We start from the raw sequence: 18,350 nt of genomic DNA, 5'->3' as shown, positions 1-18,350 counted from the left end.
TTATTTCCTGTCTTTTTAGTGTGATACCGCTGTAATAATCAGGGTAATTCCCTCAACGGCAATAACTTCAACCTGCGTTCCGGCGCTCAAATCGTCGCGGGCGCTGACGGGCCATGAGCTGTCGCCGACGCGCATATGTCCGCGGCCATTGACCAGGGCGGTTTCCAGAATAAATCGACGGCCAACCAACTGTTGCCCGCGCTGGTTAAGATGGCTGTCGGCGGGTTTCTGATCTTGTACACGCCTTGCCAGCCACTTCCACCACAGCCAGGCCGCCAGCAGGGTGAGTACGGCGAACATCGCCCCCTGCCACGCCCAGTCAAGCGGGATAAGCCACACCACCAGGCCGGTAATCACCGCCGCCACGCCGCTCCACAGCAGATAGCCGTTACCGCCCAGCATCTCGGCGGCGAGTAGCAGACCGCCGAGGCTGAGCCAGAAGATGTGCGGGTGCACCAGAATCATCGCTATCATGATTTTTTCCGTTCGCTGGCGCTGTCTTTCACCAGTTCGGCTATCCCGGCAATGGACCCCATCAGGCTGCTGGCATCCAGCGGCATCATCACCACTTTGCTGTTATTCGACGAACCGATGTGCTGCAGCGCTTCGGTGTATTTCTGCGCCACGAAGTAGTTCACGGCCTGAATATCCCCGGCGGCAATGGCCTCCGAAACCATCTGCGTCGCGCGGGCCTCGGCTTCTGCGGAACGTTCACGCGCTTCAGCCTGTAAAAATGCCGACTGGCGTTCACCTTCCGCTTTGAGGATTTTCGACTGCTTCTCACCTTCGGCCTTGACGATTTCTGCCTGACGGATCCCTTCCGCTTCAAGAATATAGGCGCGCTTGGTGCGTTCGGCTTTCATCTGCGCGTTCATGGCGTCGATAAGTTCTGCTGGGGGACGCACATCGCGGATTTCAATACGGGTGATTTTAATGCCCCAGGGATTCGTGGCCTCATCAACGATATGCAGCAGGCGCGTGTTGATGTTGTCGCGCTGGGAGAGCATTTCATCGAGTTCCATCGAGCCGAGAACGGTACGAATGTTGGTCATGGTCAGGTTGATGATCGCCAGTTCCAGGTTGCTGACCTCATAAGCCGCTTTTGGCGCGTCGATCACCTGAATAAAGCAGACGGCATCGATCGCGACGTTGGCGTTGTCTTTGGAGATGACTTCCTGAGAGGGGATATCAAGCACCTGTTCCATCATGTTGATCTTACGACCGATGCGGTCCATGAACGGTACAACAAGGTTTAGACCCGGTTGCAGGGTTTTGGTGTAACGGCCAAAACGCTCGACCGTCCACTGATATCCCTGCGGGACGATTTTGACGCCAGCACCGACGATGACCAGCGCGACAAAAATGAGAATAGGAATAAAAATGAGCATTGATGAAACCTCCTGTTGTGTTGTCCTTTACTGCCTCATTAGTCAAATTATACCCGATTTATCAGGGTGGGCTCCCCTATAATAAATTACAGGGATAGACTGTCTGCACGAAAGAGGTAAAAAAGGGATTGGTAATGGACGAAAGCAGCATTCTGCTTCAGTTAAAAAATGTCGCATGGCAGGCAGGGGCGACGCAGGTTCTCAATAACATCTGTTTTAATCTCCGGGCCGGAGAATTTAAGCTGATTACCGGCCAGTCTGGTTGCGGTAAAAGTACGTTACTCAAGATAGTGGCGTCATTAATTAGCCCGACTGCCGGTGAAATTCTCTTTGAGGGCAAGGAGATAAACACTCTTAAGCCTGAAACATATCGCCAGCAGGTCTCTTATTGTGCGCAAACGCCCGCGTTGTTTGGTGACACCGTTTACGACAACCTCATTTTCCCCTGGCAAATCCGCGATAAACGTCCGGAGCCGGATGTGTTTCTTGCCGATCTGGCCCGTTTTGAGCTACCCGAAACGATCCTCAAAAAAAACATCAATGAGCTGTCTGGCGGCGAAAAGCAACGCGTCTCGTTAATTCGTAATTTACAGTTTCTGCCAAAAATCCTGCTGCTTGATGAAATTACCAGCGCGCTGGATGAAGCCAATAAACGGAATGTGAACGAATTAATTCACCACTATGTTCGCGATAAGAATATTGCTGTGCTGTGGGTGACGCACGACAAAGATGAAATTAATCATGCGGATAATGTCATAACCCTTCAACCGCACGCCGGGGAAATGCAGGAAGTAAGCAATGAACGAGCATAATATTACCAATGAATCACTGGCGTTAGCGATGATGCTGGTGGTGGTCGCGATACTGATCAGCAACAAAGAAAAACTGGCGCTGGAAAAAGATATTCTCTGGAGCGTTTGCCGGGCGGTGGTTCAGCTTATTATCGTTGGTTATGTGCTGAAATATATTTTCGGCGTTAACCACAGCATTCTGACCTTATTGATGGTGCTATTTATCTGTTTCAACGCGGCCTATAACGCGCAAAAGCGCAGTAAATATATTGATAAAGCTTTTCTCTCGTCATTTATCGCCATCACGGCGGGGGCGGGGTTAACGCTGGCGGTGCTGGTTCTGTCAGGCTCTATCGAGTTTACCCCAATGCAGGTGATCCCAATTTCCGGCATGATTGCAGGCAATGCGATGGTTGCGGTAGGGCTGTGTTACAACAATCTGGGGCAGCGGTTTAACAGCGAACAGCAGCAAATTCAGGAAAAACTCAGCCTCGGTGCGACGCCGAAAGTGGCCTCCGCGCCGCTGATTCGCGACAGTATTCGCGCTTCGCTGATCCCGACGATCGATTCAGCGAAGACCGTGGGACTGGTGAGTTTACCGGGGATGATGTCCGGGTTGATCTTTGCAGGTATTGATCCGGTAAAAGCGATTAAGTATCAGATTATGGTGACGTTTATGCTGCTTTCGACCGCCAGTCTGTCAACCATTATCGCCTGCTACCTGACCTATCGGAAGTTCTATAATTCACGTCACCAACTGGTGGTGACGCATTTGAAAAAAACCTAATGGAGTACCGGATGGCGCGGGCCTACGGGGAGATTGTAGGCCCGATTAGCGCAAGCGCCATCAGGCAAATGCAGCGGATTAGTACAACAGCGCGTACAGCTGGCGGCGGTATTTCGAGGCCAGCGCATCGCCGGTGCCCAGTGCGGCAAGGATCTCCTGGAAGGTTTTACGCGCCTGACCGTCGGCTGCAGTGAGATCTTTCTTCAGGTGACTGAACAGCAATTCCAGCGATTCCTCGTTACGTCCAACCTGGTGTAACTGAATGGCCAGTTGAGTTGCCAGCGCCGCATCCTGTGGATTGCTGGCGACCTGCTGCTGCAACTGTTGGATTTCAGGCGTATCAGCCGCCTGCTTCAGCAGTTCGATCTGTGCCACCAGGCCCTGATAACGGGTGTCCTGATCCTGCAACGGGATAGTTTTCAGCACCGCTTCGGCTTCGTCTGGACGGTTCAGGGCGATTTGCGTTTCCGCCAGCAGCAGGCCAATTTCGCTGCTCTGATTGGAGATCTGCCAGGCTTCTTTCAGCAGCGGCAGCGCATCAGCGTGATTGCCGGCTTCGATGAACTCGATCGCCTGGCGCGCTTTCAACTCTTCTTCGCTCGGTAACACTTTCTCCAGCAGCGCGCGAATAACTTCTTCCGGCTGCGGGCCCTGGAATCCATCTACCGGCTGACCGTTCTGGAACAGATAAACCGTGGGGATCGCGCGCAGACCAAACTGGGAGGCGATCATCTGCTCGGCGTCGCAGTCTAACTTGGCGAGAATAAACTGACCGTTGTACTGAGCAACAAGGCTCTCCAGTACCGGCGTTAATTGCAGACAATGCTGGCTGCGCTCAGACCAAAAATAGAACAGGACCGGCGTGGTCATCGACTGTTCAAGGGTCTGCTGGAGGTTCGATTCGTTAATGTTAACAATATTCTGTGTGGACATGGAGTTACTCTCTTTTGTCGATTTCTTGTTACATGGGGGCTGACGCGCGTGCTTCAACTCAACCGTGTAAAATTTTGTCCATTATGCGGCCTGGCAACAGGCGCTTCAGTAGCATAACTGCCCAGGTCACCAGCGTAACCGGATAACGCAGCTTTGGTTTGTCGCTCTCAAACGCATGACGCACTTTGGCGACAACCGCTTGTGGCCCCAGCGTAAAACGCGCGGCAATTCCGGGGTTTTCCACGGGAGCATCGCTCTGGGTCTGGTTGACGTTTTCGGTAAAGCGGGTGCGAATAGGGCCAGGCTCAATCAGGCTGACCTTAATCCCGCTGTGGCGCAGCTCCATACGCAGCGCGTCGGACCAGGCTTCCAGCGCATATTTGCTGGCGGCATAGGCCCCGCGCCCCGGCGTTGAGATCAATCCCATTACCGACGAGGTCATCACAATTCGTCCTTCGCCGTGGGGTAGCATGGCGGGTAACAGGCGCATGGTAAGCTGATGTGCGCCAAAGAAGTTGGCGGAAAACTGCTGTTCCATCTGCTCGCGGCTGATGGTGGGCAGTGGGCCATAGACGCCGTATCCGGCGTTGTTAAAGATCCCATACAAACGATTATCGGTCAGGGCGATCACCTCATCAGCCGCGCGATCTACGCTCTCGGGTGAATCCAGATCCAGCAATATGCCGGTGAATCCCATGCTGTTCATACGCGCCACATCGTCAGGTTTGCGACAGCCCGCCAGAATTTGAAAACCCTGGCGCTTTAGCTCAAGCGCGCTTTCCAGACCGATTCCGCTGGAACATCCTGTTATTAAGACCGATTTTTGCATAACTTTACCTGTCAGGATCTCCGTTGTTTTACGAGTCGTGATTTACTAGAGGAGTGAGATGTTGCGCCATCCAGTCGGCAATAAACGGCTGGGCGTCACGGTTAGGATGAATACCATCATCCTGCATCCACTGGGGTTTCAGATAAACCTCTTCCATAAAAAAGGGCAGCAGAGGTATATCAAACTCTTTGGCGAGTTTTGGATAAATCGCGCTAAAGCTTTCATTATAACGGCGACCGTAGTTTGCCGGCAGACGAATTTGCATCAGCAGCGGTTCGGCATTTGCTGCTTTCACATCCTGCAGAATCGTGCGCAGGGTTTGTTCGGTTTGCGCAGGCGAAAAACCGCGCAGACCGTCGTTGCCGCCAAGTTCGACCAGCACCCAGCGCGGCTGGTGCTGCTTCAGTAGTGCAGGCAGACGGGCCAGCCCCTGCTGCGAGGTGTCGCCGCTAATACTGGCATTCACCACCGGCGTTTTGGTTTGCCATTTATCATTAAGTAGCGCAGGCCACGCGGCGCTGGCGGACATACGGTATCCGGCGCTCAGGCTGTCACCCAGAATTAATAACGTGTCCGCTGCGGCGGCGCGGAAAGTTAACAGGACCAGGAACAGGAAAGGCCAATGCCAGCGGAAAACATTGTTGAAGTTCATCATCTTAAGAAATCCGTCGGTCAGGGTGATCATGAGCTATCCATCCTTACCGGAGTTGAACTGGTTGTCAAACGCGCCGAGACCATTGCGCTGATTGGCGAGTCGGGTTCAGGAAAATCCACACTGCTGGCGATCCTCGCCGGGCTGGACGATGGCACCAGCGGTGAAGTCAGCCTGGTGGGGCAGGCGCTGCACACCATGGATGAAGAAGCCCGGGCACAGCTGCGGGCGCGACACGTGGGTTTTGTCTTTCAGTCATTCATGTTAATTCCGACCCTTAACGCGCTGGAAAACGTCGAGTTGCCCGCGTTGTTGCGCGGCGAAAACAGCGGAAAAAGTCGCGACGGGGCAAAAACGTTGCTGGAGCAACTGGGGCTGGGAAAACGTCTTGATCATCTTCCGGCCCAGCTTTCCGGCGGGGAGCAGCAGCGCGTGGCGCTGGCGCGGGCGTTTAACGGTCGCCCTGACGTGCTGTTTGCCGATGAACCGACGGGCAATCTGGACCGCCAGACCGGAGACAAAATCGCCGACCTGCTGTTTTCTCTGAACCGGGAACATGGCACCACCCTGATTCTGGTGACCCATGATTCTCAACTGGCGGCGCGTTGCGATCGGCGTTTACGCCTGGTGAACGGACAGTTGCAGGAGGAGGCATGATTGCACGCTGGTTCTGGCGCGAATGGCGCTCGCCTTCATTACTGATTGTCTGGCTGGCGCTGAGCCTGGCCGTGGCCTGCGTGCTGGCGCTGGGCAATATCAGCGATCGTATGGAAAAAGGGTTGAGCCAGCAAAGCCGTGAGTTTATGGCGGGAGATCGGTCGCTGCAAAGTTCGCGTACCGTGCCGAAAGCGTGGATTGACGAGGCGCGACAGCGTGGCCTGAAAGTGGGCGAACAACTGACCTTTGCCACTATGACCTTTGCCCGGGATACGCCGCAGTTGGCGAACGTCAAAGCGGTGGATGATGTGTATCCGATGTATGGCACGTTGCAAACCAATCCGCCGGGACTGAAACCTCAGCCTGGCTCGGTGCTGCTGGCTCCGCGTCTGATGGCGTTGCTGAACTTAAAAATCGGTGATTCCATCGACGTGGGTGATGCCACGCTGCGCATCGCCGGGGAAGTGGTGCAGGAGCCGGACGCCGGTTTTAATCCGTTCCAGATAGCGCCGCGCCTGATGATGAACATGGCGGATGTCGAAAAAACGGCGGCGGTCCAGCCGGGGAGCCGGGTGACCTGGCGCTATAAATTTGGCGGGACACCGCAGCAACTGGAAGCCTATGAAAAATGGCTGCTCCCGCAGTTAAAGCCTGAACAGCGCTGGTATGGGCTGGAGCAGGATGAAGGGGCGCTGGGGAAATCACTGGAGCGTTCGCAACAGTTCCTGCTGCTGTCGGCGCTGCTAACCCTGCTGCTGGCGGTCGCTGCGGTTGCCGTGGCGATGAGCCATTACTGCCGCAGTCGTTACGATCTGGTGGCTATTCTGAAAACCCTTGGCGCGGGCAGAGCACAGTTGCGCAGGCTAATTGTTGGTCAATGGCTGATGGTGCTGGCGCTGTCTGGCGTGACCGGAGGGGTATTCGGGCTGTTGTTTGAACGCGTGCTGGTGGTATTACTTAAGCCGGTACTGCCCGGCGAACTGCCGCCTGCCAGTCCCTGGCCGTGGCTATGGGCATTAGGCACCATGACGGTCATTTCTCTGCTGGTGGGGTTACGCCCTTACCGTTTGCTGCTGGCGACTCAGCCACTGCGGGTACTGCGCCGTGACGTGGTGGCAAACGTCTGGCCGCTGAAGTTTTATTTGCCGGTGGTATTGATAGTCGTGATTGCCCTGCTCGCCGGACTGATGGGCGGAAGCCCGCTGCTGTGGGCCGTGCTGGCCGGAGCGGTAGTGCTGGCGCTTTTGTGCGGGGTGCTCGGCTGGATGCTGCTCAACGTGCTGCGTGGCCTGACGCTCACCTCGCTGCCGCTGCGTTTAGCGGTCAGTCGGCTGTTGCGCCAGCCGTGGTCAACGCTCAGTCAGCTGTCGGCATTTTCGCTTTCCTTTATGTTGCTGGCGCTGCTGCTGGTATTGCGTGGCGACCTGCTCGACCGCTGGCAGCAGCAAATGCCGCCGGAAAGCCCGAACTATTTTCTCATCAACATTGCCACCGAACAGGTGGTTCCACTCAAGGCTTTCCTGGCTGAGCATCAGGTGATCCCGGAATCGTTCTATCCGATTGTGCGGGCGCGTCTGACGGCGATCAATGAGAAGCCGACCGAAGGCAATCACGATGAGGCGCTGAACCGTGAGCTTAATCTGACCTGGCAGGATACCCGACCGGATCATAACCCGATCGTTGCCGGAAGCTGGCCGCCAAAAGCGGGCGAAGTCTCGATGGAAGAGGGGCTGGCGAAACGGCTGAACGTCAAGCTTGGCGATCGGGTGACCTTTATGGGCGATACCCAGGATTTCAGCGCCACGGTCAGCAGTCTGCGCAAAGTGGACTGGGAAAGCCTGCGCCCCAACTTCTTCTTTATCTTTCCCTCCGGCGCGCTGGACGCTCAGCCGCAAAGCTGGTTAACCAGCTTTCGCTGGGAGAACGGCAACGGCATGCTGACGCAGCTTAACCGCGAATTCCCGACTATCAGCCTGCTGGATATTGGTGCAATCCTCAAACAGGTGAGCCAGGTGCTGGAGCAGGTGAGCCGGGCACTGGAGGTGATGGTGGTGCTGGTTACCGCTTGCGGTATGTTGCTGCTATTGGCGCAGGTCCAGGTCGGAATGCGTCAGCGTCATCAGGAACTGGTGGTCTGGCGCACGCTGGGCGCGGGTAAGAAGCTATTGCGTACCACGCTATGGTGCGAGTTCGCCATGCTCGGAATGGTCGCCGGACTGGTGGCTGCCATCGGAGCGGAAACCGCACTGGCGGTGCTGCAAACCCGAGTGTTTGATTTTCCGTGGGAGCCAGACTGGCGACTGTGGGTCGTGTTGCCGCTTTGTGGGGCATTGTTGCTCTCGCTATGCGGCGGATGGCTCGGTTCACGTCTGCTAAAAGGCAAAGCGCTGTTCCGTCAATTCAGTAGTTAATTCATATTCGTGATGATTACGCACCGGTTTTTTTAATCGGTGCGTTTTTTTATCTATGTAGCACAAATTGATAACTCATTGATATTTAACAGCACAGAACAATAAAAACCCGACAACACGAGTGTATTAATAAACGTTAATATTTGTATGCTGAATAATTGGCAGGCTATCTATCAAGGTACAAATAATGACTATAAAAAAAACGGCGCTGGCGGTATCGATCGGCGCAGCAGTGGCATTAACGACGTTCGCCTCCCAGGCGGAAATCACGGTCCTGAAACAAGATCCACAGGCGGGCAACCCGCTGAGCCGTCTTAACTTCACCGTCGGCGGGAGTATTCGTCCGCAGTTCCAGAATATGGCCGGTGACGATGGTAAGAATGGCTACAAACGTAATGGCTTCGACGGCGGGACGCGTTTCCGCTTCGCCGCTGATTACTATCTGTTTGATGACATCAGCTGGGTGAGTTATTACGAGCTGGGCGTAAACTTCCCGGCAATGTTCAACTGGGATAATCACTATGCTAACGGCGCCAACGATACCACGCGTCGTATGTTGTACACCGGTCTGAAGAGCGCGACCTGGGGTACGCTGACCTTCGGTCAACAGAACAGCATTTACTATGATGTGGTTGGTGCGAAAACGGATATCTGGGACTACGATATGATCGGTCAGGCACCAGGTAACGGTATCAATGGCGACTATGACGGTTCCTATCGTACGCGTAAGTCACTGAAGTATAAGAAAACGGTTGGCGATGTTGATCTCTACGCATCTTATCTGTTCAGCGATGATTACAACCCGAACAACGGTCTGCGCTACAAGCGTAAAGGCGGTGGCTCGCTGGGTGTGGATTATCACATCACCGATGACCTGACCTGGGGTACGGCGTGGAACTACACCCGCGCGGAAATGCGTGGCGACACCAGCAAAACCTACGATCAAAACATCGTCGGTACCGCGCTGAGCTGGAAACCGGACAACTGGACCTTCTCGATGGGCGGCGGTTGGTATCAAAACTTCATGACCACCAAAAAAGTCTCCGTTAACGATTACTTTGCCGGTGATGCCTGGGGTCTGGAATACTTCGCGGGTTACACCTTCCCTGTTGGTCAGTATGCGCTGAAATCCGTTCAACCCTACGTTATGGGCGACCGTATTGAATACGTGAATGGTCGTAACTACCTGCGTACCGACAATGGTGTGGGTATCAGCTTCCAGCTGGACTACGGTTTCCGTGTGGATTACGAACACGTCTTCACCTCCAGCACCGACAATCTGGGTGATATGAACCTGGTTCGTCTGCGTTACGATTTCTAAGTCAATTTCCCTGCCAAAACCGGATAACCAGAAGGTTATCCGGTTTTTTACTATCCTTTGCTGAAAAACACATTAGTACCTTCAACGTACATTCAACGACATATCCCGCAACATCATGAAATAATTTCAAGGACAGCAGGTTGTGATCTGTGTCATGTTAACAATCAGCCTGTTAACAGGCCAACAAGAACAACGCCGCAAGAACGGCGTGAGACATGACACCACAACGTTAAAATGGAGAAATTATGGGATTGCGTCAGAGTTTACGCGTCGCGACCGGAGCGCTGTTACTGGCCTGTGGATTACAACTTGCTCATGCGAACAGTGACCCGCATACCATCGTGTTTGGCGTCGCACCTGGTCCGTACGGCGATATGGTGAAACAGGCCATTGCCCCTACGCTGAAAGAGAAAGGCTATAAGGTAGTGGTGCGCGAATTCAGCGACTACGTGCAGCCGAACATGGCGCTTTCCAACGGCAGTATTGATGCCAACTTGTTCCAGCACTCGCTCTACTTTGACAAATTCACCGCTGATAAAGGACTGAAGCTGAGCAAGCTGATTGTGGTCCCGACGGCCGGGATGGGTTTTTACTCACATAAAATCAAAAGCCTGGATGAGTTAAAAAAAGGGGATGTGATCACGCTTTCCAATGATCCAACCAATCTGGCTCGCGGTCTGCGTTTCCTGCAGTCTATTGGCCTTATTACCATCAAAGACACTATCGATCCGACTAAAGCCTCTGAGCGCGATATCGCCAGCAACCCGAAAGGGCTGGTGTTTAAACCGCTGGAAGCGGCACAACTGCCGCGTACCCTGGACGGTGTGACCGGCGCGCTGGTCAACGGTAACTTTGCCGTGGCGGCGAAACTGGATCTCGCCAGCGCCATCAAGCAAGAGCATCTTGATGAAAATCTAAAAAATATCATAGTGGTACGCAGTGAAGATGCGGATAAACCGTTCGCGAAAGATATTGTGGCGGCGGTGAAATCTCCGGCGTATCGCGCGGTGATCGACGATCCGCAAAATATCTACAGCGCCTTCCAGAAACCGGAATGGATGTCGGCAGCCCAATAATCGCTGCGCACAAGGTTAACAGGGGCAGCGGCGACTGCCCTTTTCGCATTTCTGAGGTGGCTATGATTGAGATAGAAAAGGTTTGCGTGGATTTTAGCGCAGGCCGTGGACCATCAACCCGGGCGGTTGATGACGTCAGCTTGCGCATAGGCGCAGGCGAGATATTTGGCATTGTCGGGACCAGCGGCGCGGGGAAAAGTACGCTGCTGCGCACCCTGAACGCCTTAACGCGACCAAGCCTGGGAAGCGTAAAGGTTAACGGCGTAGAAATTTCCGCGCTGGAAGGGGCGCAACTACGTAAAGCCCGTCAGCGTATTGGGATAATTTTTCAGCATTTTAATCTGATGCATACCCGTACCGTGGCGCAAAACGTCGCTTTCAGCCTGAAGGCTGCCGGATGGGAGCGCAGTAAAATTGGCCCACGCGTCAGCGAAATCCTGACGCTGGTGGGGCTGTCTGACAAGGCAAACCGCTTTCCTGTGCAGCTCAGCGGCGGGCAAAAGCAGCGCGTTGGTATTGCCCGTGCGATTGCCAATCACCCCGATGTGCTGCTGTGTGATGAACCGACCTCTGCGCTGGATCTGGAAACATCGGCCACTATTCTGGCATTGCTTAAGCAGATCAACCAACAGCTGGGGATCACGATCGTGCTGATCACTCACGAGATGAACGTGATCAAATCGATTTGCGATCGTGTGGCGGTGATGTCCGGCGGCAAGGTGGTGGAGTCCGGTGAGGTGTTTGACGTTTTTGCTCACCCGCAGCACGCTTTCACGCAGCAACTGGTGTCGCATACCCTCAATCTGACGCTACCCGAACGGTTGCGCCAGCATTTGCCTGGCCAGTTGCTGAAAATTCTGTTCATCGGCGATTCGGCGGAACAGCCAGTGTTGTCAGAAGTCGCGGTTAAATTTGGTGTGGCGGTGAACATTCTGCACGGCAAAATTGAATATATCGGCGAGCGTGCGCTGGGGATTCTGGTGGTGCAACTGACCGCGCCGCATAACCCTTCTGCGGTGGATGTCGCCGTGGAACATATTCGTCAACGCACGGCACAGGTGGAGGTGATTCGTGGATGATTTATTGCCTGATTTGACGCTGGCGTTTAATGAAACCTTTCAGATGCTAAGTATCTCTACGGTGCTGGCGATTATTGGCGGTCTGCCGCTCGGTTTTCTTATTTTCGTCACCGACCGGCATTTATTCTGGCAAAACCGTTTTGTGTATCTGCTCAGCTCCGTGCTGGTGAATATCATCCGTTCGGTGCCGTTTGTGATCCTGCTGGTGCTGCTGCTGCCGCTCACCCAGTTTTTACTCGGAAATACCATTGGGCCGATTGCGGCCTCGGTCCCGCTCTCGGTGGCGGCAATCGCTTTTTATGCCCGTCTGGTCGACAGCGCACTGCGCGAAGTCGATAAAGGCATTATTGAAGCGGCGGAAGCCTTTGGCGCCAGCCCGATGCGCATCATCTGCACCGTTCTGTTACCTGAAGCGAGCGCGGGTCTGCTGCGTGGGTTGACGATAACGCTGGTGAGTCTGATCGGTTACTCCGCGATGGCCGGAATCGTTGGTGGCGGTGGGGTAGGCGACCTGGCGATTCGCTTTGGTTATTACCGCTATGAAACCCAGGTCATGATCGTCACCGTGGTGGCGCTGATTATTCTGGTGCAGGTCGTTCAGGTGCTGGGCGACTGGCTGGCGAAACGCGCGGATAAGCGCGACAGACACTGATCACTGTGCGTTAAGCCAGTCGGCAACGTCCTGCCATGTGCCGCGAAAGACGACTTTCGCGGCTTTCTTTTCCAGTTGATAACGATACATCGGGTCGTAATACTCGTTGAGCAACGGCACCAGCCAGCCCATATGGGCGTCGGTACTGCCCGTCGCTTGCTGTTCGCGCAGAGCCACGTCGAGCAGGGCCGTCAGCTCGGCAAAACGTTGTAAACCCAGACGGCGGCGAATAGCAAACAGGCCGTGGTGCAGATACTCGCTATACTCCTGCCAGCCCTGACTCTCGCCATAAGCATGGGTAAAATCGTGGTGCATCCGCACGAAATACTCTTCACGCAGTCGCTCCAGACGACGCTCAAAAGGATCGTCCACCACTGCAATAGATGCCTGGGTCATGCGTTCACGCAGGCACTCAGGAAGATGATTAGCCCCGATCATGCGGCCTTCATCTTCCAGTACCCACAGACGCAGATCCTGACGGCTGTCGGTTCTGAGCATTTCGACCGCCAGCAGGTTTTCAAAACTCGCCTGACTCAGCTGCGGTTCAACGGTGCGACCAAACGAGGAACCGCGATGGTGCGCCAGACCTTCGAGATCCACGCCGTTCGGCTGCTGTTGCACCAGCTGCGTTTTACCGTTCCCGGTACAGCCGCCAATTAAGACGATCGGCTTTTGCACTAACTCTTCAGTCAGTTGAATCGCCGCCTGACGCAGGGCTTTGTAGCCGCCGTGTATCAGCGGGTAGTCAATCCCGGACTCGTGCAGCCACTGTTGCACAATGTGCGAACGCTGACCGCCGCGCGCGCAGCATAAATAACCCGCAGGATTTTGACGACAGGCATCCAGCCAGGCCTTCATACGTTGTTGGCGAGTCTCGCCGCAGACCAATTGATGGCCGAGCGTGAGGGCTGCCTCGGGTCCCTGACGTTTATAACAGGTACCCACGGCGGCACGTTCGTCATCGTTCATTAGGGGAAGGTTGATTGCGCCCGGCATTGCGCCTTGCAGAAATTCGACGGGGGCGCGTACATCGATTATAGGCGTACCAGCGAGCAAAATTGCGCGATAGTCCGTTCCATCGTTCATGTGTGATCCTGAAAATACAAAAACAGCAATGGAGGGGATTTTACGCGCCAGAGGAGGGGCCGGGGAAGGATAAAATCAAATCCCCGGCATTAATGGCTTATTTCAGCGTTGACTGCACCCAGATAATACCGCTGGCATATTCCGGCGGCAGCAGGGGGATAAGCGCTTCCAGCGTCGCACTAAGACGCGCGGTATCGCTGTCGCTCAGGTTCAGGTGTCCCACTTTACGCCCTTCACGCACCTCTTTGTCATACCAGTGCAGATGCACCAGCGGCAGCTTCAGCCAGTCATAGTTCAGGTCGCTACCAATCAGATTTACCATCACCGAAGGAGTGTTCACTACCGGCGTGGGTAACGGCAGGTTGGTAATGGCGCGCAGGTGCAGCTCAAACTGGCTGATGCTGGCACCGTTTTGCGTCCAGTGCCCGCTGTTGTGCACGCGTGGAGCCAGTTCGTTAATCAGCAGACCTTCCGGGGTGATGAAACATTCCATCGCCATCACGCCGACATAGCCCAGCTCCTGCATGATGGCAGAGAGCATCGCTTCGGCCTGTTTCTGCTGTTTGGCGTTAGCCTGCGGGAAGACCACGCTGGTGCGCAGAATGCCGTCCTGGTGCAGGTTATGGGTCAGCGGATAGAAGACGGTGCTACCGTCGTGCGCACGAGCGCCAACCAATGAGACTTCACCAGAGAAGTTGATTCCCTGCTCAACGATGCACTCGCCGTAGCAGTCGTCCGGCAGTTGTTCGGTTTCATTTGCGCGCAAACGCCACTGCCCACGACCGTCGTAACCGCCGACGCGACGTTTCACGATCGCCAGCTCACCGAGTTTGTCGAATACTGCAGGCCATTCGCTTTTATCCGCCAGCAACTGCCACGGCGCAGTTGCCAGGCCGAGCTTGTCAAAAAGCTGCTTTTGCGTCAGACGGTCGGCAATAATCGGGAAAACGTCGCGGTTGACAAATGCCGGGTGGCGCGCGAGCTCGCGGGTGAGCGCCGTTTCCGGCCAGCGCTCAATCTCAGCGGTGATCACGCTTTGCTGAAAAGGGACCGCTGCTGGTTCGGCATCCAGCCCGACGGGCCAGACCGCAATGCCCAGCGGCTCACCGGCCTGGCGCAGCATGCGCCCTAGCTGACCGTTACCGAGTACGCAGACCTGCTTCATGCCGCACCTCGCGGGTCCGGATTCTCCAGCACCTCGTCGGTTTGTGCTTTGCGCCAGTCGTTCAGACGCTGGTGTAATGCTTTGTCGTGTGTTGCCAGAATTTGTGCTGCCAGCAGGGCCGCATTTGCCGCGCCCGCTTTGCCGATAGCCAGCGTTCCGACCGGAATACCGCGCGGCATCTGTACGATGGAGTAAAGGCTATCTACGCCGCTCAGCGCCGCGCTTTGCACCGGGACGCCTAAAACAGGCACCAGCGTTTTCGCCGCAATCATGCCTGGCAGATGTGCAGCGCCACCAGCACCGGCAATAATCACCTGATAGCCGTTCTCTTCTGCGCTTTCGGCGAAGCTAAACAGTTTGTCAGGGGTGCGGTGGGCGGAGACGACTTCAACATGATGCGGCACGTTCAGAATTTCGAAGATTTCGGCGGCGAACTGCATGGTAGCCCAGTCGCTTTTGGACCCCATCACGATGGCGACACGCGCCGGGTTATTGCGGGAAGACATGCGTCTGAAAACTCCTGTGATGCACTACACTCGACTTTTGAGGCCACAGAGAATAGCATAATTCGCCGTCAAGGAAAACGATTGCGCGCTTTACACTTCACCCTTCAGGCAGCCTCTGTAGCTGGCTGCATCTCAACGAGTTTTGTGTAAAGAGGAACTGGATATCTGCGGAATTAAAACGGAAATGCGATCAGTTCAACGTCATCTGGCGTGGCTTTGATCATCGACCCTTCGGTGTGCCATGCGCCTAATACCACGCGGAAAGCGGGTTGCTCATTGGCCGTAAGCTCGTGGACTGCCGGGCGGTGGGTGTGGCCGTGAATTAACCACTGGACCTGATGCTTTTCCATCTCGGTGATGACGGCCTGCGGATTCACATCCATGATCGCCAGTGACTTGCTGCTGTTGGCCGCTTTGCTGTTGGCGCGCATTTTCGCGGCGATACGTTGGCGAACGAACAGAGGTAAGGAGAGGAACAGCTTCTGTAGCCAGGGTTGATGTACTTTGGCGCGAAACGCCTGATAGCCTGCATCGTCGGTACACAAAGTGTCGCCATGCATGATCAATACCTTGCGGCCATACAGGTTGAGTACTTTTTTCTCAGGCAGCAAGCTCATGCCGCTTTCACGGGCAAAACGTTTGCCGAGCAGAAAATCTCGATTGCCGTGAATAAAAAAGCAGGGAACGCCGGAATCAACCAGTGATTTTATCGCCGCGGCTATTTCATGATGCAGTGGGGTTGGGTCGTCGTCGCCAATCCAGGCTTCAAACAGGTCGCCGAGAATGTACAGTGCATCAGCTTTTCGCGCATCACCGGCTAAAAAACGCAGAAAACCGGCGGTGATCGCCGGTTCTTCTGTGCAGAGGTGAAGATCTGCAATAAACAGTGTCGTCACGATTACTCGCTGACGGTCACGTTTTCGATGATGACGTCTTCTTTTGGCACATCCTGGTGCATACCGCTGCGACCAGTGGAAACGCCTTTGATTTTATCAACCACGTCCATGCCTTCAACAACTTCGGCAAACACGCAATAACCCCAACCCTGCATGCTTTCGCCGGAGAAGTTCAGGAAGTCGTTGTCTGCAACGTTGATGAAGAACTGTGCGGTTGCGGAGTGCGGAGCCTGAGTACGCGCCATCGCCAGCGTACCACGGGTGTTTTTCAGACCGTTGTTCGCTTCGTTTTTGATCGCTTCTTTCGTGGCTTTTTGCTTCATGCCCGGTTCGAAACCGCCGCCCTGGATCATGAAACCGTTAATAACACGGTGGAAAATGGTGTTGTTGTAAAAACCTTCGCGGCAGTAGTCCAGGAAGTTTTTAACTGTTTCAGGCGCTTTATCATCAAACGTTTTGATTACGATATCGCCGTGATTAGTGTGGAAAGTAACCATTTTTGCATCCTGTTCCGATAGATTGGTGCTTCGACCCCGTGAAGGGTCAGAGTTAGGGGTGTGTTATAGCATAACCGCAAGCTGCGATCACCTCGCAAAGTGTGCTGCTTCCGGTCTAAATTATGGGTATTATACAGACTTTACTATCCACACACGTCTACACGGAATCTTCGATGTTAAAAATCTTTAATACACTGACGCGCCAAAAAGAGGAATTCAAACCTATTCATGCCGGGGAAGTCGGCATGTACGTGTGTGGTATTACCGTTTACGATCTCTGTCATATTGGCCACGGACGTACCTTCGTTTCTTTCGACGTTGTCGCGCGCTATTTGCGCTTCCTCGGCTATAAGCTGAAATATGTGCGCAACATTACCGATATTGATGACAAAATCATCAAGCGCGCGAATGAAAACGGTGAGAGCTTTGTGGCGTTGGTCGACAGAATGATCGCGGAAATGCATAGCGATTTCGACGCACTGAATATTCTGCGCCCGGATCTGGAGCCGCGCGCTACGCACCATATCGCTGAGATCATTGAAATCACTGAACAGCTGATTGCCAAAGGTCACGCTTATGTCGCTGATAACGGCGACGTGATGTTCGACGTGCCGACTGACCCGAACTATGGTCAGCTGTCACGCCAGGATCTGGATCAGCTGCAGGCGGGCGCACGCGTTGATGTGGTTGATGTGAAGCGCAACCCGATGGACTTCGTGCTGTGGAAAATGTCCAAAGAAGGCGAGCCGAGCTGGCCGTCTCCATGGGGCGCGGGTCGTCCTGGCTGGCACATCGAATGTTCGGCGATGAACTGCAAACAGTTGGGCAACCATTTTGATATTCATGGAGGTGGTTCGGATCTGATGTTCCCGCACCATGAAAACGAAATCGCTCAATCTACCTGTGCGCATGACGGTGAATACGTTAATTACTGGATGCACTCCGGAATGGTGATGGTTGACCGGGAGAAAATGTCCAAATCGTTGGGCAACTTCTTTACCGTGCGTGACGTGCTGAAATACTACGACGCCGAAACCATTCGCTACTTCCTGATGTCTGGTCATTACCGTAGCCAGTTAAACTACAGCGAAGAGAACCTGAAGCAGGCGCGCTCTGCACTGGAGCGTCTGTATACCGCGCTGCGCGGCACCGATAAGTCCGTTGCCCCAGCCGGTGGCGAAGCCTTTGAAGCACGCTTCATTGAAGCGATGGACGATGACTTCAATACGCCGGAAGCCTACTCCGTGCTGTTTGATATGGCGCGTGAGGTTAACCGCCTGAAGGGTGAAGATATGGCGGCGGCTAACGGTATGGCTTCGCATCTGCGTAAGCTTTCCAGCGTGCTGGGCCTGCTGGAACAGGAGCCCGAAGCATTCCTGCAAAGCGGTGCGCAGGCGGATGACGGTGAAGTTGCTGAAATTGAAGCGTTAATCCAGCAGCGTCTGGATGCCCGTAAAGCCAAAGACTGGGCGGCAGCTGACGCCGCGCGTGACCGTCTCAATGAGATGGGTATCGTGCTGGAAGATGGCCCGCAGGGCACTACCTGGCGCCGTAAGTAATGATATTGATTGCCGGATGGCGGCTCGCGCCCTGTCCGGCAATCAATGTACGAATGTCGGTCGGA

Annotated in this window: 19 protein-coding genes; 9 read left to right on the top strand and 10 right to left on the bottom strand. The window is 54.6% G+C overall.

The window, feature by feature from the left end:
* Window positions 1-15: 15 nt before the first annotated feature.
* Window positions 16-474 carry an NfeD family protein gene (locus HV302_RS18135; protein WP_016152105.1) on the bottom strand — a complete coding sequence of 153 codons (459 nt, stop codon included), beginning with the start codon at window positions 472-474 and terminating at the stop codon, window positions 16-18.
* Window positions 471-1,388 carry an SPFH domain-containing protein gene (locus tag HV302_RS18130; protein WP_016152106.1) on the bottom strand — a complete coding sequence of 306 codons (918 nt, stop codon included), beginning with the start codon at window positions 1,386-1,388 and terminating at the stop codon, window positions 471-473. The genes HV302_RS18135 and HV302_RS18130 overlap by 4 nt, the downstream gene beginning before the upstream one ends.
* Before the next feature lie 134 nt (window positions 1,389-1,522).
* Between HV302_RS18130 and fetA the strand changes: the two genes are divergently transcribed.
* Both fetA and fetB read left to right on the top strand, forming a co-directional pair.
* Window positions 1,523-2,200: an iron efflux ABC transporter ATP-binding subunit FetA gene (gene fetA, locus HV302_RS18125; protein WP_181626382.1), complete on the top strand. Its 678-nt coding sequence runs from the start codon at window positions 1,523-1,525 to the stop codon at window positions 2,198-2,200.
* On the top strand, window positions 2,187-2,966 hold the full coding sequence (gene fetB, locus HV302_RS18120; RefSeq protein WP_047358028.1) for an iron efflux ABC transporter permease subunit FetB: 780 nt from the start codon (window positions 2,187-2,189) through the stop codon (window positions 2,964-2,966). The genes fetA and fetB overlap by 14 nt, the downstream gene beginning before the upstream one ends.
* A gap of 78 nt (window positions 2,967-3,044) precedes the next feature.
* On the opposite strand, the gene HV302_RS18115 is transcribed toward fetB, so the two are convergent.
* Genes HV302_RS18115 through tesA form a run of 3 tightly spaced genes read right to left on the bottom strand, consistent with a single transcriptional unit; the run spans window position 3,045 to window position 5,383 of the window.
* Window positions 3,045-3,899, bottom strand: a complete 855-nt coding sequence (locus HV302_RS18115; RefSeq protein ID WP_155574033.1) for a co-chaperone YbbN — start codon at window positions 3,897-3,899, stop codon at window positions 3,045-3,047.
* Between the two features lie 58 nt (window positions 3,900-3,957).
* Window positions 3,958-4,728 (bottom strand): SDR family oxidoreductase, encoded by a 771-nt coding sequence (locus tag HV302_RS18110; RefSeq protein WP_019076196.1) that lies wholly within the window; start codon window positions 4,726-4,728, stop codon window positions 3,958-3,960.
* Between the two features lie 28 nt (window positions 4,729-4,756).
* Window positions 4,757-5,383 carry a multifunctional acyl-CoA thioesterase I/protease I/lysophospholipase L1 gene (gene tesA / locus HV302_RS18105; RefSeq protein ID WP_101700628.1) on the bottom strand — a complete coding sequence of 209 codons (627 nt, stop codon included), beginning with the start codon at window positions 5,381-5,383 and terminating at the stop codon, window positions 4,757-4,759.
* Between tesA and ybbA the strand changes: the two genes are divergently transcribed.
* The 6 genes from ybbA (at window position 5,351) to HV302_RS18075 (ending at window position 12,576) form a co-directional block, all read left to right on the top strand.
* Window positions 5,351-6,037: a putative ABC transporter ATP-binding protein YbbA gene (gene ybbA, locus HV302_RS18100; RefSeq protein ID WP_016152113.1), complete on the top strand. Its 687-nt coding sequence runs from the start codon at window positions 5,351-5,353 to the stop codon at window positions 6,035-6,037. The genes tesA and ybbA overlap by 33 nt on opposite strands.
* The gene (gene ybbP, locus HV302_RS18095; RefSeq protein WP_142417673.1) at window positions 6,034-8,448 is read left to right on the top strand and encodes a putative ABC transporter permease subunit YbbP; all 2,415 of its coding nucleotides are present in this window, start codon (window positions 6,034-6,036) and stop codon (window positions 8,446-8,448) included. Before ybbA ends, ybbP begins: the two co-directional genes overlap by 4 nt.
* A gap of 187 nt (window positions 8,449-8,635) precedes the next feature.
* The gene (locus tag HV302_RS18090; RefSeq protein WP_016152115.1) at window positions 8,636-9,769 is read left to right on the top strand and encodes a porin; all 1,134 of its coding nucleotides are present in this window, start codon (window positions 8,636-8,638) and stop codon (window positions 9,767-9,769) included.
* Between the two features lie 245 nt (window positions 9,770-10,014).
* Window positions 10,015-10,845 carry a MetQ/NlpA family ABC transporter substrate-binding protein gene (locus tag HV302_RS18085; RefSeq protein ID WP_181626381.1) on the top strand — a complete coding sequence of 277 codons (831 nt, stop codon included), beginning with the start codon at window positions 10,015-10,017 and terminating at the stop codon, window positions 10,843-10,845.
* Window positions 10,846-10,907: 62 nt separating this feature from the next.
* Window positions 10,908-11,924 (top strand): virulence-associated ABC transporter ATP-binding protein SfbB, encoded by a 1,017-nt coding sequence (sfbB, locus tag HV302_RS18080; RefSeq protein ID WP_181626380.1) that lies wholly within the window; start codon window positions 10,908-10,910, stop codon window positions 11,922-11,924.
* Window positions 11,917-12,576, top strand: a complete 660-nt coding sequence (locus HV302_RS18075) for a methionine ABC transporter permease (RefSeq protein ID WP_003831085.1) — start codon at window positions 11,917-11,919, stop codon at window positions 12,574-12,576. Before sfbB ends, HV302_RS18075 begins: the two co-directional genes overlap by 8 nt.
* Here HV302_RS18075 and mnmH read toward each other — a convergent pair whose 3' ends face one another.
* The 5 genes from mnmH to ppiB all read right to left on the bottom strand — a co-directional run bounded on the left by mnmH (window position 12,577) and on the right by ppiB (window position 16,726).
* Entirely contained in the window at window positions 12,577-13,662 is a 1,086-nt protein-coding gene (gene mnmH, locus HV302_RS18070) for a tRNA 2-selenouridine(34) synthase MnmH (protein WP_016152118.1), read from the bottom strand.
* A gap of 97 nt (window positions 13,663-13,759) precedes the next feature.
* Entirely contained in the window at window positions 13,760-14,827 is a 1,068-nt protein-coding gene (gene purK, locus HV302_RS18065) for a 5-(carboxyamino)imidazole ribonucleotide synthase (protein WP_181626379.1), read from the bottom strand.
* Window positions 14,824-15,333: a 5-(carboxyamino)imidazole ribonucleotide mutase gene (gene purE, locus HV302_RS18060; protein WP_016152120.1), complete on the bottom strand. Its 510-nt coding sequence runs from the start codon at window positions 15,331-15,333 to the stop codon at window positions 14,824-14,826. The genes purK and purE overlap by 4 nt, the downstream gene beginning before the upstream one ends.
* Window positions 15,334-15,506: 173 nt before the next feature.
* Window positions 15,507-16,229 carry a UDP-2,3-diacylglucosamine diphosphatase gene (gene lpxH / locus HV302_RS18055; RefSeq protein ID WP_181626378.1) on the bottom strand — a complete coding sequence of 241 codons (723 nt, stop codon included), beginning with the start codon at window positions 16,227-16,229 and terminating at the stop codon, window positions 15,507-15,509.
* Between the two features lie 2 nt (window positions 16,230-16,231).
* Window positions 16,232-16,726, bottom strand: coding sequence for a peptidylprolyl isomerase B (gene ppiB / locus HV302_RS18050; protein WP_003021875.1), 495 nt, complete (start codon window positions 16,724-16,726; stop codon window positions 16,232-16,234).
* A gap of 173 nt (window positions 16,727-16,899) precedes the next feature.
* Here ppiB and cysS point away from each other — a divergent pair, with 173 nt between their 5' ends.
* Window positions 16,900-18,285, top strand: coding sequence for a cysteine--tRNA ligase (gene cysS / locus HV302_RS18045; RefSeq protein ID WP_006685638.1), 1,386 nt, complete (start codon window positions 16,900-16,902; stop codon window positions 18,283-18,285).
* Window positions 18,286-18,350: the final 65 nt, after the last annotated feature.

The organism is Citrobacter sp. RHBSTW-00859, from assembly GCF_013729795.1.
In the GTDB taxonomy this organism is placed as follows: Bacteria; Pseudomonadota; Gammaproteobacteria; order Enterobacterales; family Enterobacteriaceae; genus Citrobacter; species Citrobacter braakii.
The sequence above is the reverse complement of the archived record's forward strand: the minus strand, read 5'-3'. Positions and strand labels throughout refer to the sequence as shown.